This window comes from Streptomyces sp. NPDC002536 (assembly GCF_053594995.1).
In genome coordinates this window covers 15,870-28,387 of record NZ_JBSFWU010000055.1, presented here as the reverse complement: position 1 = coordinate 28,387, position 12,518 = coordinate 15,870, and the positions used below count along the sequence as shown (strand labels likewise).

Below are 12,518 nucleotides of genomic sequence, written 5' to 3'. Positions count from 1 at the left end.
GTGAGTGACAACCGCGAAAACCTGACCTACCCGATCTTCGGGCAGGCCATCCGTGAACTGGCCCAGACCATCGCGGACGACGGCTACGAGCCGGACATCATCCTGTCCATCGCGCGCGGCGGCGTCTTCGTCGCGGGCGGTCTGGCGTACGCCCTGGACTGCAAGAACATCCACCTGGTCAACGTGGAGTTCTACTCCGGCGTCGGCCAGACCCTGGAGATGCCGGTCATGCTGGCTCCGGTGCCCAACGCGATCGACTTCTCCAACAAGAAGGTCCTGATCGCGGACGACGTCGCCGACACCGGCAAGACGCTCAAGCTCGTGCACGACTTCTGCCTCGACCACGTCGCCGAGGTCCGCTCCGCGGTGATCTACGAGAAGTCCCACTCCCTCGTGAAGTGCGAGTACGTCTGGAAGCGCACGGAGGACTGGATCAACTTCCCGTGGTCCGTCGAGCCGCCGGTCGTGCGGCGCGAGGGCCAGGTCCTCGACGCGTGAGCGCGTAGCAGCGAACAGCCGGAAGCCCGGGTCCCCGCAGTGGCGGGGGCCCGGGCTTCTGCGTGGCCGGGTGCGGTTCCGGCGGGTTACAGCGTGCCCAGCTTGATCAGGGACAGCAGGGCCACCAGCTGGATCGCCGAGGCTCCGAGCGCCTTGGGCCAGGGCAGGTCGTGCGACTTGCTCACCATCGACGTCAGCAGCACGCCGCCGGCCAGCCAGGTCGCCCAGCCGAGGACCTGCACCAGGGGGCTGTCGCCGCCGAGGAACATCGCGAACAGCAGCCGCGGGGCGTCCGTCACCGACATGATCAGCATCGACAGGCCGACCGTCGGCTGCCACATGCCGTCGCCGCCGAGCTGGCGGGCGAGGGTGTGCGTGACGGCCCCGAGTATCAGCCCGGCCATCAGCACGATGACGCTGGTGGCCAGCACCCAGGGGATGCTGTCGGCGAGCGTGGCGTGCAGCACGTCCTGACGGGCCTTGTCGAAGCCGAAGACCGCCAGCAGGCCGTAGACGAAGGTCACGATCAGGGCCGGGCCCCACATCGCGTGGTCGCGCATCTGCCAGAAGGTGGCCGAGGGGCGCAGCACGATGCCGCTCAGCAGCTCCTTCCAGTGCAGCCGCGGCCCGGGGGGCGGCGCGGGGGCGGCGGGCTGCCCGGGGCCGTAGGTGCTGCCGGTGCCGTAGCCGGCGTACGGGTCCGGGCCGCCCTGGCCGGGGCCCTGGGAGCCGTAGGCGTCGGGGGCCTCGCCGAAGGCGAACTGCTGGGTGCGCCCGGGGTCGCCGGGCGGCGGGCCGCCGTAGTACGGGTCCTGGTACGGACCGCCCTGCGCGCCCTGCCCGCCCCGGGCATAGCCGTGCTGCACCGGGGGCTGCTGCTGCCCGTAGCCCGGCTGGGGCGCTGTCGCTCCGCCGAAGTACTCCGGCTCGTCGTACCCGCCGGGCTGCTGCCACTGCTGTTGTCCTTGCGGCGCGGGGTTCGGGTGCCGGTCGTCCCGTCCGCGTCCCATCCTGAATCCAGCCACGTTTCGAACGTACCCGCTCCGGAGAGCCCCCGGACCCGGGCAAAGGGGAACGGGCCCGGCTTTGCGGCCGAGCTGTGACATCCCCTAGGGGAAAGCTCCGGGAACCGGCCATCCCGGAAGAGGTTTTCGCGCCGGAAACCCGGAAACCCGGAAACGGCGACGGCCGGTGCCCCGCGACATTATCGCGGGGCACCGGCCGCAGGAGGCCGTTCCGAGCGGCTACTTCACCGGCTCGGGCTCGGGCCGGCCCGCCGTCTCGCCGTCGCCCTCCGGCGCGGCGGGCGTCCTGACGGACTCCAGCAGCAGCTGGGCCACGTCCACGACCTGGATGGACTCCTTCGCCTGGCCGTCGTTCTTCTTGCCGTTGACCGAGTCCGTCAGCATGACGAGGCAGAACGGGCAGGCCGTCGAGACGATGTCGGGGTTGAGCGACAGGGCCTCGTCCACGCGCTCGTTGTTGATGCGCTTGCCGATGCGCTCCTCCATCCACATGCGCGCGCCGCCGGCGCCGCAGCAGAAGCCGCGCTCCTTGTGACGGTGCATCTCCTCGTTGCGCAGGCCCGGCACCTTGGCGATGATCTCGCGCGGCGGCGTGTAGACCTTGTTGTGGCGGCCGAGGTAGCAGGGGTCGTGATAGGTGATCAGACCCTCGACGGGGGTGACCGGGACCAGCTTCCCCTCGTCGATCAGGTGCTGCAGCAACTGCGTGTGGTGGATGACCTCGTACTCGCCGCCGAGCTGCGGGTACTCGTTGGCGATGGTGTTGAAGCAGTGCGGGCAGGTCGCGACGATCTTCTTCTTCGCCTTCTCGACCTTGACGCCCTCCTCCTCATCCTCACCGAACGCCATGTTGAGCATCTCGACGTTCTGCTGGCCGAGCTGCTGGAAGAGGAACTCGTTGCCCAGACGGCGGGCCGAGTCGCCGGTGCAGTTCTCCTCGCCGCCCATGATGGCGAACTTGACGCCCGCGATGTGCAGCAGCTCCGCGAAGGCCTTGGTGGTCTTCTTGGCCCGGTCCTCCAACGCGCCTGCGCAGCCGACCCAGTAGAGGTACTCGACCTCGGTGAGGTCCTCGATGTCCTTGCCGACGACCGGGACCTCGAAGTCGACCTCCTTGGTCCACTGCAGGCGCTGCTTCTTGGCGAGGCCCCAGGGATTGCCCTTCTTCTCCAGGTTCTTGAGCATCGTGCCCGCCTCGGACGGGAAGGAGCTCTCGATCATCACCTGGTAGCGGCGCATGTCGACGATGTGGTCGACGTGCTCGATGTCGACCGGGCACTGCTCGACGCAGGCGCCGCAGGTGGTGCAGGACCAGAGGACGTCCGGGTCGATGACGCCGTTCTCCTCCAGGGTGCCGATCAGCGGGCGCTCGGCCTCGGCCAGGGCGGCCGCGGGAACGTCCTTCAGCTGCTCCTCGGTCGCCTTCTCCTCGCCCTCCGCCGTCTTGCCGCCGCCTGCGAGCAGGTACGGGGCCTTGGCGTGCGAGTGGTCGCGCAGCGCGAGGACGAGCATCTTCGGGGACAGCGGCTTGCCGGTGTTCCAGGCGGGGCACTGCGACTGGCAGCGGCCGCACTCGGTGCAGGTGGAGAAGTCGAGCAGGCCCTTCCAGGAGAAGTGCTCGATCTGCGAGACGCCGAACTGGGCGTCCTCGGCCGGGTCCTCGAAGTCGATCGGCTCGCCGCCGCTCGTCATCGGCTGCAGCGCGCCCAGCGCCACGTCACCGTCGGCCTGGCGCTTGAACCAGATGTTCGGGAAGGCGAGGAAGCGGTGCCAGGCGACGCTCATGTCGATGTTCAGGCTGACCGTGATCATCCAGATCATGGTGACGCCGAGCTTGATCATCGCGGCCAGGTAGACCAGGTTCTGCAGCGTGCCGACGCCCAGTCCCTTGAAGGCGGCGACCAGGGGGTACGAGACGAAGTAGGCGGCCTCGTAGTGGTCGACGCCGTGCAGCGCGCCCTCGAGCCCGCGCAGGACCATGATGGCCAGGCCGATCACCAGGATCACGTACTCGACGAAGTACGCCTGCCAGGCGGTCGAGCCCGCGAAGCGGGACTTGCGGCCGGCCCGGGAGGGCAGGTTCATCAGCCGGATCACGATGAGCGCGAGGATGCCCAGCGTGGTCGTGGTGCCGATGAACTCGATGTAGAGCTCGTACGGCAGCCAGCCGCCGATGACCGGCAGCGTCCAGTCGGCCTTGAACAGCTGGCCGTAGGCGTTGACGATCGTCAGCCCGAGCGTGAGGAAGCCGACGGCGACGAACCAGTGGGCGACGCCGATGACGCCCCACTTGTTCATGCGGGTGTGGCCGACGAACTCCTTGGCCAGGGTGACCGTGCGGCGTGCCGGGTCGTCGGTACGGGTGCCGGCCGGTACGGGTGCGCCGAGCCGGAAGAAGCGGACGAACTGCGCGACGGCTCGGCCGAGCAGCGCAACACCGACCGCGCTGAGGACCAGCACCACGATGATCGCGGCGAGTTGCATGGGGAGGCTCCTCGAACCTGCGAGAGCGGGATTACCAATCAGTAACTTATCCAGTCCGTACGAGACTACTCACTCTCGCGCGCGTGCCATACCCGCAGCGCCGGTGATCTGCGTCGCCCGGACGGCCCCGCCGCGGCGAATGATCGTAAGACTGACATAAAAGTTGAGCCCACCCGACTCAGCTCCGTTGACACCGGGGCTTCGGTGTTGCACTCTTGAGCCTGTTCCACTCAAGTCAGCTGGAGGAATCGACATGGCACGTGCGGTCGGCATCGACCTGGGTACGACGAACTCCGTCGTCAGTGTTCTCGAAGGCGGTGAGCCCACCGTCATCACCAACGCCGAGGGCGCCAGGACCACGCCGTCCGTCGTCGCCTTCGCGAAGAACGGTGAGGTGCTGGTCGGCGAGGTCGCCAAGCGCCAGGCCGTCACCAACGTCGACAGGACCATCCGGTCGGTCAAGCGCCACATGGGCACCGACTGGAAGATCAACCTGGACGGCAAGGACTTCAACCCCCAGCAGATCAGCGCCTTCATCCTGCAGAAGCTGAAGCGGGATGCCGAGGCCTACCTGGGCGAGAAGGTCACCGACGCGGTCATCACCGTGCCGGCGTACTTCAACGACTCCGAGCGTCAGGCGACCAAGGAGGCCGGCGAGATCGCGGGTCTGAACGTCCTGCGCATCGTCAACGAGCCCACCGCGGCCGCCCTGGCCTACGGTCTCGACAAGGACGACCAGACCATTCTGGTCTTCGACCTCGGTGGCGGCACCTTCGACGTCTCGCTGCTCGAGATCGGCGACGGCGTCGTCGAGGTCAAGGCCACGAACGGCGACAACCACCTCGGTGGTGACGACTGGGACCAGCGCGTCGTCGACTTCCTGGTCAAGCAGTTCGCCAACGGCCACGGCGTCGACCTGTCCAAGGACAAGATGGCGCTGCAGCGCCTGCGCGAGGCCGCCGAGAAGGCGAAGATCGAGCTCTCCTCGTCCACCGAGACCACGATCAACCTGCCCTACATCACGGCGTCCGCCGAGGGCCCGCTGCACCTGGACGAGAAGCTCACCCGCGCCCAGTTCCAGCAGCTGACCGCGGACCTGCTGGAGCGCTGCAAGACCCCGTTCCACAACGTCATCAAGGACGCGGGCATCGCCCTGTCCGAGATCGACCACGTGGTCCTGGTCGGCGGCTCCACCCGTATGCCCGCCGTCGCCGAGCTCGTCAAGGAGCTGACCGGCGGCCAGGAGGCCAACAAGGGCGTCAACCCGGACGAGGTCGTCGCCATCGGCGCCGCCCTGCAGGCCGGTGTGCTCAAGGGTGAGGTCAAGGACGTCCTGCTCCTCGACGTGACCCCGCTGTCCCTCGGTATCGAGACCAAGGGCGGCATCATGACCAAGCTGATCGAGCGCAACACCACGATCCCGACCAAGCGCTCCGAGATCTTCACGACGGCCGAGGACAACCAGCCGTCCGTGCAGATCCAGGTCTACCAGGGCGAGCGCGAGATCGCGGCGTACAACAAGAAGCTCGGTATGTTCGAGCTGACGGGCCTGCCGCCGGCCCCGCGCGGCGTTCCGCAGATCGAGGTCGCCTTCGACATCGACGCCAACGGCATCATGCACGTGACCGCCAAGGACCTGGGCACGGGCAAGGAGCAGAAGATGACCGTCACCGGCGGCTCCTCGCTGCCGAAGGACGAGGTCGACCGCATGCGCGAGGAGGCCGAGAAGTACGCGGAGGACGACCACCGTCGCCGCGAGGCCGCCGAGTCCCGCAACCAGGGCGAGCAGCTCGTCTACCAGACGGAGAAGTTCCTCAAGGACAACGAGGACAAGGTTCCCGCCGAGGTGAAGACCGAGGTCGAGACCGCCGTCGCCGAGCTGAAGGAGAAGCTCAAGGGCGAGGACACGGCCGAGATCCGCACCGCGACCGAGAAGGTCGCCGCGGTCAGCCAGAAGCTCGGCCAGGCCATGTACGCCGACGCCCAGGCCGCGCAGGGCGCTGCCGGCGCCGGTGCCGCCGGTGCGGGCCAGCAGGCCAAGGCCGAGGACGACGTGGTCGACGCCGAGATCGTGGACGACGAGAAGCCGAAGGGCGGTGCGTCGGCGTGACGGAGGAGACCCCGGGCTTCGACAACGAGAAGCCTGAAGGCACCTCCGACGCCACCGCACCCGACGACGCGGCGAAGGCCGCCGGGTCCGCCGACAAGGCGGGCCCGGCCGGCCCGGCCCCCACGGGCGAGGAACTCGTCGAGGCAGGCCTCCAGGCACAGCTGGACCAGTCCCAGGCCGCGCTCGGCGAGCGCACCGCGGACCTCCAGCGGCTCCAGGCCGAGTACCAGAACTACCGTCGCCGGGTGGAGCGGGACCGGGTCGCGGTCAAGGAGGTCGCCGTGGCGAACCTCCTGTCCGAGCTGCTCCCCACGCTCGACGACATCGGCCGCGCCCGTGAACACGGCGAGCTGGTCGGCGGCTTCAAGTCCGTCGCCGAGTCGCTGGAGACGGTCGTCGCCAAGATGGGCCTGCAGCAGTTCGGCAAGGAGGGCGAGCCCTTCGACCCGCTGGTGCACGAGGCCCTGATGCACAGCTACGCGCCGGACGTCACCGAGACCACGTGCGTGCAGATCCTGCAGCCGGGGTACCGGATCGGCGAGCGGACGATCCGCCCCGCGCGGGTCGCCGTGGCCGAGCCGCAGCCGGGCGCACAGCCGTCCGGCAAGGACGGCGAGGCACCGAACGCAGCGGACGCACCGGACGAGGCGAGCGGTGGCCCGGACGAGGGCTGAGGCTGACGCACGGCCGCACATGCAGCACGTGCAGCACATGAGGAAGGAGGGACGTCGGGGATGAGCCTGAGCAGGGATCTGCTGGAAAAGGATCTGTACAAGGTTCTCGGCGTCCCCAAGGACGCCACCGAGGCGGAGATCAAGAAGGCGTACCGGAAGCTCGCCCGCGAGTTCCATCCGGACGCCAACAAGGGCGACGCCTCGGCCGAGGAGCGCTTCAAGGAGATCTCCGAGGCGAACGACGTCCTGGCCGACCCCAAGCGCCGCAAGGAGTACGACGAGGCGCGCGCCCTGTTCGGGAACGGTGGATTCCGTCCCGGGCCGGGCGGCGCCGGCGGCTCCTTCAACTTCGACCTGGGCGACCTCTTCGGGGGCGCCCAGGGCGGGGGCGGCGGTTTCGGGGGCGGTCTGGGCGACGTCTTCGGCGGCCTCTTCAACCGCGGTGGCGGCGGTGCCGGTACGCGCACCCAGCCGCGCCGCGGCCAGGACATCGAGTCCGAGGTGACGCTCAGCTTCACCGAGGCGGTGGAGGGGGCCACGGTCCCGCTGCGGATGTCCTCCGCGGCGGCCTGCAAGGCCTGCTCCGGCACGGGCGACAAAAACGGTACGCCCAGGGTCTGCCCGACCTGTGTGGGCACCGGCCAGGTCTCGCGCGGCTCGGGCGGCGGCTTCTCGCTGACCGACCCCTGCCCCGACTGCAAGGGCCGCGGGCTGATCCCCGAGAACCCCTGCGACGTCTGCCACGGCAGCGGGCGCGCGAAGTCCTCCCGCACCATGCAGGTGCGGATCCCGGCGGGCGTCTCCGACGGCCAGCGGATCCGGCTGCGCGGCAAGGGTGCTCCGGGCGAGCGCGGCGGCCCCAACGGCGATCTCTACGTCGTGGTGCACGTCGGCGACCACCCGGTCTTCGGGCGCAAGGACGACAACCTGACCGTCACCGTGCCGGTCTCCTTCGTGGAGGCGGCGCTCGGCGGCGAGGTGAAGGTGCCGACGCTGGGCGGCCCGCCGGTCACCCTCAAGCTGCCCCCCGGCACGCCCAACGGCCGCACGATGCGCGCCCGCGGCAAGGGCGCGGTGCGCGCGGACGGCACCCGCGGCGACCTCCTGGTCACCGTCGAGGTGACCGTGCCGACCGCACTCGACGACAAGGCCCGCGCGGCACTGGAGCAGTACCGCCAGGCCACCGCGGGCGAGGACCCCCGGGCCGAGCTCTTCCAGGCAGCGAAGGGAGCTTGAGATGGAAGGCCGCCGACGACGCTTTGGAGAAACACAGCCTTACGAGCTGACCGACGAGTCGCCGGTCTACGTCATCTCGGTCGCGGCTCAGCTGTCGGGTCTGCATCCGCAGACCCTGCGCCAGTACGACCGCCTCGGTCTGGTCTCGCCGGACCGCACGGCCGGGCGCGGCCGCCGCTACTCGGCGCGCGACATCGAGTTGCTCCGCCAGGTGCAGCAGCTGAGCCAGGACGAGGGCATCAACCTGGCCGGCATCAAGCGCATCATCGAGCTGGAGAACCAGGTCGCCGCGCTGAGCGCGCGGGTGGCGGAGCTGCAGGCCGTCGCCGACGGGGCCGCTGCCGCCATGCAGCAGCGGGAGGCGCAGGTCCATGCGTCGTACCGGCGGGATCTGGTGCCGTATGCGGAGGCGCAGCAGACCGCGTTGGTCGTGTGGCGGCCGAAGCGGAAGGACTGAGCCGGCTCGTTTGTCGGCTGCGGGTCCGTTGTGGCTGGTCGCGCAGTTCCCCGCGCCCCTTCGGGGCGCGGGGATTTCTGATTTCAGCCTCGGCCCAGGGCCCTTGTCACCGCGATCTCGATCACCACGCGGTCCGGGTTGGGGCGGGGGACGCGGCCGTAGCGCACCGCGTAGCGGGCGACCGCGTCGGCCACGGCGTCGGTCTCGGCGCGGACGACGGCCCGGCCCTCCAGGGTGGCCCAGCGCCGGCCCTCCATCTGGCAGACGGCGACCCGGGCGCCGTCGGGGCCCGCGGCCTGGACGTTGGCGACCTTGCGGCTGTTCTTGTCGCAGATGACGCGGGCGGTCAGGGTCTCCGGGTCGAAGGTCACGCCGACGGGGACGACGTGCGGGGAGCCGTCCGGTCGGGGCGTGGTGAGGGTGCACACGTGCCGCTCGCGCCAGAAGTCGAGGTAGGCGGGGTCGGGGTTCCGGAGGTCCTGGGCCATGTGGGCAGCGTAGTCGGCGGGCGCGGGGTCAGAGGAAGTCGGCGGTGGCGAGGTCGAAGGCGAAGGGGGCGGGGAGGGGGAGGGAAGTGCCGAAGGCGACGGTGTGGATCTCGGTGTAGTCGTCCTTCCTGGGCTCACTGAAGAGGGTCACCGTGCTCTCTTTGCGGTCCACGAGGAGATAGAAGGGGATGCTCGCGCGGGCGTAGCAGTGCCGCTTGGCAGCGCGGTCGCGATCGGGGTTCGTACTGGTTACCTCGGCAACCAGGGTCACGCCGTCAGGAGGCATCCAAGGCGGTGCTCCGCGGAAGAGACGCCGCTCGCGAGGGGCGAAAGTGGCGTCCGGGATGGCGTAATTCTTGGAGCACAGTCCGCCCCGCGGCAGCTTCAACCCCTTGTTGCCCGAGCACTGCATGCGAGTTCTCGAGTGGTCGTACATCTGCGCAACGATCAGCTCGATGGCGTCCTCGTGATCGCCGTCCGGAGCCGGTGACACAACGATCTCCCCCTCGATGAGCTCGGCCCGGAAACCTTCAGGAGTCTCGGTCTCCAGGACGAGGAAGTAATCCTCGAGGGCCTCTCCCTGCGTGCGCGGCTGCTCGATCGCCATAGCCGTCATGCTGCACCCCCTTGTGGTCGAACGCCAGCATGACCGCCCGCCCCAAGTGGCGGGCGTTTCTTCGTACCGCTTCACTCTCAAGAGGGACCAAACGGACCATGGTCCACACAAGGCCGCCCCTCCCGAATCCAGGTTGAGTCGACTACACTCAACTTACTGCACGCAGGTATGAGCAAGGAGGGTTCCGACACCGTGGATGCCGAGCTGACCAACAAGAGCCGTGAGGCGCTGAGCGCCGCCCAGGAGCGGGCGGTGTCGGCCGGGCACGCCGACCTGACGGCTGCGCACCTGCTGCTGGCCCTGCTCTCCGGCCGGGACAACGAGAATCTGCTCGACCTGCTGGCCGCCGTGGACGCGGACGCGGCCGCCCTGCGCGGCGGCGCCGAGCGGCTGCTCGCCGGGCTGCCCAGCGTGCAGGGGTCCACCGTCTCGCCGCCGCAGCCGAACCGGGAGCTGCTGGCCGTCCTCGCGGATGCCGCCGAGCGCGCGCGGGACCTGGGGGACGAGTTCATCTCGACCGAGCACCTGCTGATCGGCCTCGCCGCCAAGGGCGGCCGCACCGGCGAGCTGCTCGCCGAGCAGGGCGCCTCCGCGAAGAAGCTGCTGGACGCCTTCGGGAAGGCGCGCGGCGGGCAGCGCGTGACGTCGGCGGACCCGGAGGGCACGTACAAGGCGCTGGAGAAGTTCGGCACGGACTTCACGGCCGCGGCGCGGGAGGGCAAGCTCGACCCCGTCATCGGGCGGGATCACGAGATCCGGCGCGTGGTGCAGGTGCTGTCGCGGCGCACGAAGAACAACCCGGTGCTGATCGGCGAGCCCGGCGTCGGCAAGACGGCCGTCGTCGAGGGGCTCGCGCAGCGGATAGTGAAGGGCGACGTCCCGGAGTCGCTGAAGAACAAGCGCCTGGTCGCGCTCGACCTGGGGGCGATGGTCGCGGGTGCGAAGTACCGCGGTGAGTTCGAGGAGCGGCTGAAGACCGTCCTGGCGGAGATCAAGTCCAGCGAGGGCCAGATCATCACCTTCATCGACGAGCTGCACACCGTCGTGGGCGCCGGCGCCGGCGGGGACTCGGCGATGGACGCCGGGAACATGCTCAAGCCGATGCTGGCGCGCGGCGAGCTGCGCATGGTCGGTGCGACGACGCTGGACGAGTACCGCGAGCGCATCGAGAAGGACCCGGCGCTGGAGCGCCGCTTCCAGCAGGTGCTGGTGGCCGAGCCGTCGGTGGAGGACTCGATCGCGATCCTGCGCGGGCTCAAGGGGCGTTACGAGGCGCACCACAAGGTACAGATCGCCGACTCGGCGCTGGTCGCCGCCGCGACCCTGTCCGACCGCTACATCACCTCCCGCTTCCTGCCCGACAAGGCCATCGACCTGGTCGACGAGGCCGCCTCCCGGCTGCGCATGGAGATCGACTCCTCGCCCGTCGAGATCGACGAGCTCCAGCGCGCCGTCGACCGGCTGAAGATGGAGGAGCTGGCCCTCAAGAACGAGACGGACGAGGCCAGCAAGGAGCGGCTGGCGAAGCTCCGCCGCGATCTGGCCGACAAGGAAGAGGAGTTGCGCGGGCTCACCGCCCGCTGGGAGAAGGAGAAGCAGTCCCTCAACCGGGTCGGCGAGCTGAAGGAGAAGCTCGACGAGCTGCGCGTGCAGGCCGAACGGGCCCAGCGCGACGGCGACTTCGACGCCGCGTCCAAGCTGCTGTACGGCGAGATCCCCGCCGTGGAGCGGGAGCTGGAGGAGGCCGCGCAGGCCGAGGCGGAGGCCGAGCAGGAGGCCGCCGCCAAGGACCTCATGGTCAAGGAGGAGGTCGGCCCGGACGACATCGCCGACGTCGTCGCCTCCTGGACCGGCATCCCCGCCGGCCGCCTCCTGGAGGGCGAGACGCAGAAGCTGCTGCGCATGGAGGAGGAGCTCGGCAAGCGCCTGATCGGGCAGACCGAGGCCGTGCGCTCCGTCTCCGACGCCGTCCGCCGCTCCCGCGCCGGCATCGCCGACCCCGACCGCCCCACCGGCTCCTTCCTCTTCCTCGGCCCGACCGGTGTCGGCAAGACCGAACTGGCCAAGGCCCTGGCCGACTTCCTCTTCGACGACGAGCGGGCCATGGTCCGCATCGACATGTCGGAGTACAGCGAGAAGCACTCGGTCGCCCGCCTCGTCGGCGCGCCCCCCGGCTACGTCGGCTACGAGGAGGGCGGCCAGCTCACCGAGGCGGTGCGCCGGCGCCCGTACACCGTGGTGCTGCTGGACGAGGTGGAGAAGGCCCACCACGAGGTCTTCGACATCCTGCTCCAGGTCCTGGACGACGGGCGGCTCACCGACGGCCAGGGACGGACGGTGGACTTCCGCAACACCATCCTCATCCTGACCTCCAACCTCGGCTCCGCCTTCCTCGTCGACCCCCTGCTGAAGGAGGAGCAGAAGAAGGAGAAGGTCCTGGAGACGGTCCGCGCCTCCTTCCGGCCCGAGTTCCTCAACCGGCTCGACGACATCGTCGTCTTCCACCCGCTGGGCACCGACCAGCTGGAGAGCATCGCCCGGATCCAGATCGCGCACCTGCAGCGCCGCCTCGCCGACCGCCGGCTCACCCTCGACGTCACGGACGCGGCCCTGCACTGGCTGGCGACCCTGGGCAAGGGGGACGGGGCCGAGGGCGCCGGGGCGCCCGACCTCGGCTACGGCGCCCGGCCGCTGCGCCGTCTGGTCCAGACCGCCATCGGCGACCAGCTCGCGCGCGCGATCCTGGGAGGTGAGGTCCGCGACGGCGACACCGTCGTCGTCGACCGGGTGCCCGGATGGTCCGAGGGCCTGTCGGTGACGGCCGCCGAGCGGGTGCCCCAGGAGGCGTGAGCCCCCCGGCGGCGCCCGCAGGGGTTGCCAGCGACCGCCGGGCATGGGGGAGGATGACTCTTATCCGCATGAAGGGAAAA

The 12,518-nt window shown here is 69.8% G+C and carries 10 protein-coding genes; 6 read left to right on the top strand and 4 right to left on the bottom strand.

The window, feature by feature from the left end; genetic code table 11:
* On the top strand, positions 1-498 hold the full coding sequence (locus ACWD4B_RS20705; RefSeq protein WP_336410185.1) for a phosphoribosyltransferase: 498 nt from the start codon (positions 1-3) through the stop codon (positions 496-498).
* A gap of 86 nt (positions 499-584) precedes the next feature.
* Here ACWD4B_RS20705 and ACWD4B_RS20700 read toward each other — a convergent pair whose 3' ends face one another.
* Both ACWD4B_RS20700 and ACWD4B_RS20695 read right to left on the bottom strand, forming a co-directional pair.
* Positions 585-1,604 (bottom strand): Yip1 family protein, encoded by a 1,020-nt coding sequence (locus ACWD4B_RS20700; protein ID WP_451422109.1) that lies wholly within the window; start codon positions 1,602-1,604, stop codon positions 585-587.
* A 138-nt stretch (positions 1,605-1,742) separates the two neighbouring features.
* Positions 1,743-4,007: a heterodisulfide reductase-related iron-sulfur binding cluster gene (locus ACWD4B_RS20695; protein WP_451422108.1), complete on the bottom strand. Its 2,265-nt coding sequence runs from the start codon at positions 4,005-4,007 to the stop codon at positions 1,743-1,745.
* A gap of 253 nt (positions 4,008-4,260) precedes the next feature.
* Between ACWD4B_RS20695 and dnaK the strand changes: the two genes are divergently transcribed.
* Genes dnaK through ACWD4B_RS20675 form a run of 4 tightly spaced genes read left to right on the top strand, consistent with a single transcriptional unit; the run spans position 4,261 to position 8,484 of the window.
* A complete protein-coding gene (gene dnaK, locus ACWD4B_RS20690) occupies positions 4,261-6,117 on the top strand; it encodes a molecular chaperone DnaK (RefSeq protein WP_336410183.1) in 1,857 nt (618 codons plus the stop codon).
* Positions 6,114-6,791 (top strand): nucleotide exchange factor GrpE, encoded by a 678-nt coding sequence (gene grpE, locus ACWD4B_RS20685; protein WP_451422107.1) that lies wholly within the window; start codon positions 6,114-6,116, stop codon positions 6,789-6,791. Before dnaK ends, grpE begins: the two co-directional genes overlap by 4 nt.
* Before the next feature lie 60 nt (positions 6,792-6,851).
* Positions 6,852-8,027: a molecular chaperone DnaJ gene (gene dnaJ, locus ACWD4B_RS20680; RefSeq protein WP_451422106.1), complete on the top strand. Its 1,176-nt coding sequence runs from the start codon at positions 6,852-6,854 to the stop codon at positions 8,025-8,027.
* 1 nt (position 8,028) lies between these two features.
* Positions 8,029-8,484 carry a heat shock protein transcriptional repressor HspR gene (locus tag ACWD4B_RS20675; protein ID WP_451422105.1) on the top strand — a complete coding sequence of 152 codons (456 nt, stop codon included), beginning with the start codon at positions 8,029-8,031 and terminating at the stop codon, positions 8,482-8,484.
* An 83-nt stretch (positions 8,485-8,567) separates the two neighbouring features.
* Here the strand turns inward: ACWD4B_RS20675 and ACWD4B_RS20670 are convergent, their stop codons facing one another.
* Complete coding sequence (locus tag ACWD4B_RS20670; RefSeq protein ID WP_451422104.1) at positions 8,568-8,972, bottom strand: pyridoxamine 5'-phosphate oxidase family protein; 405 nt, start codon at positions 8,970-8,972, stop codon at positions 8,568-8,570.
* Positions 8,973-9,000: 28 nt separating this feature from the next.
* Complete coding sequence (locus ACWD4B_RS20665; protein WP_451422103.1) at positions 9,001-9,588, bottom strand: Uma2 family endonuclease; 588 nt, start codon at positions 9,586-9,588, stop codon at positions 9,001-9,003.
* A 192-nt stretch (positions 9,589-9,780) separates the two neighbouring features.
* Between ACWD4B_RS20665 and clpB the strand changes: the two genes are divergently transcribed.
* Complete coding sequence (clpB, locus tag ACWD4B_RS20660) at positions 9,781-12,438, top strand: ATP-dependent chaperone ClpB (protein WP_451422130.1); 2,658 nt, start codon at positions 9,781-9,783, stop codon at positions 12,436-12,438.
* Positions 12,439-12,518: the final 80 nt, after the last annotated feature.

Coding starts and splice junctions, on each gene's coding strand:
- ACWD4B_RS20700 (WP_451422109.1), bottom strand. CDS start 1,604: ATGTCACAGCTCGGCCGCAAAGCCGGGCCCGTTCCCCTTTGCCCGGGT.
- ACWD4B_RS20665 (WP_451422103.1), bottom strand. CDS start 9,588: ATGACGGCTATGGCGATCGAGCAGCCGCGCACGCAGGGAGAGGCCCTC.
- ACWD4B_RS20695 (WP_451422108.1), bottom strand. CDS start 4,007: ATGCAACTCGCCGCGATCATCGTGGTGCTGGTCCTCAGCGCGGTCGGT.
- ACWD4B_RS20675 (WP_451422105.1), top strand. CDS start 8,029: ATGGAAGGCCGCCGACGACGCTTTGGAGAAACACAGCCTTACGAGCTG.
- dnaJ (WP_451422106.1), top strand. CDS start 6,852: ATGAGCCTGAGCAGGGATCTGCTGGAAAAGGATCTGTACAAGGTTCTC.
- ACWD4B_RS20670 (WP_451422104.1), bottom strand. CDS start 8,972: ATGGCCCAGGACCTCCGGAACCCCGACCCCGCCTACCTCGACTTCTGG.
- dnaK (WP_336410183.1), top strand. CDS start 4,261: ATGGCACGTGCGGTCGGCATCGACCTGGGTACGACGAACTCCGTCGTC.